The following is a 951-nucleotide window of genomic DNA, read 5'->3' as shown; positions in this document are numbered from 1 at the left end:
CGATGGACGACGGCCTGCGTTTCGCCATCCGTGAAGGTGGCCGTACCGTAGGTGCTGGTGTTGTAGCTAAAGTTATCGCTTAATCGATACTTTATATGCACACATGAAAGGGGTGGCTTCGGCCACCCCTTTTACTTTTGGGGCTTTAAATGGCCTGTGAGATACTTTTGCGAAATCATCTATAGAGGTAGCTGCTGTGAGTAAACCCGCCATTTTTCTGGATCGCGATGGTGTCATCAACAAAGACACGGGTTATGTCAGCCAGGTTGATGACTTCCATTTTCTGCCCGGGGTGATTGAGGCCATGCAATTGCTGAAGAAAAAAGGCTATTTGCTGGTCGTGGTGACCAACCAATCCGGTATCGCCCGCGGTTACTTCACGGAAGATGACTTCATGAACCTGACCGAGTGGATGGATTGGTCATTGGCCGATCGGGATGTGGATCTCGATGGTATCTACTTCTGCCCCCATCACCCGGATCACGGCGCCTCTTGCGACTGCCGCAAACCGGAACCCGGCATGCTGCTGTTGGCGCAGCAAGAGTTGGGCATCGATATGGACCGCTCTTATATGGTGGGTGACAAACCTTCGGACCTGAAAGCCGCCATCAATGCCAAGGTCGGTCACAAGATAATGGTCAGAACGGGTAAGACGATTACTGATGCGGGGATTGAGCTGGCCGATGCCATCTACGACAACCTGCATGATTTTGCAGTTGCAGCGCCTGTCGCAGGCTGATTTCGCTGGATTAAGATACTTTTTGGTGGCTTTGTGAGCGGTTGAACGGTGAAAGCCATCTTTTTGCAATTATCCTCTTGCCAGAACGAATTCACCCCCTATAATGCGCCTCCATCGACAGGGCAAGCGGTCACGCAAACAAGCCGGTCGATAACCTCGAAAAGCCTTTGAAAATAAGGCTTGACTCGAGAAGGCGGTTGAGTAGAATGCCA

General features: G+C 51.3%; 2 protein-coding genes. Both read left to right on the top strand.

The window, feature by feature from the left end; all coding sequences use genetic code 11:
• A partial coding sequence (locus BGO64_RS20595; protein WP_077791453.1) for an EF-Tu C-terminal domain-related protein occupies positions 1 to 83 on the top strand: 83 nt, incomplete at its 5' end.
• 113 nt (positions 84 to 196) lie between these two features.
• Entirely contained in the window at positions 197 to 739 is a 543-nt protein-coding gene (gmhB, locus tag BGO64_RS20590) for a D-glycero-beta-D-manno-heptose 1,7-bisphosphate 7-phosphatase (RefSeq protein WP_286701292.1), read from the top strand.
• The last annotated feature ends 212 nt before the right edge of the window (positions 740 to 951 follow it).

This window comes from Aeromonas sp. 62-46 (genome assembly GCF_001898585.1).
Classification (GTDB): domain Bacteria; phylum Pseudomonadota; class Gammaproteobacteria; order Enterobacterales; family Aeromonadaceae; genus Aeromonas; species Aeromonas caviae.
This window is presented reverse-complemented; position numbering and strand designations above follow the sequence as displayed.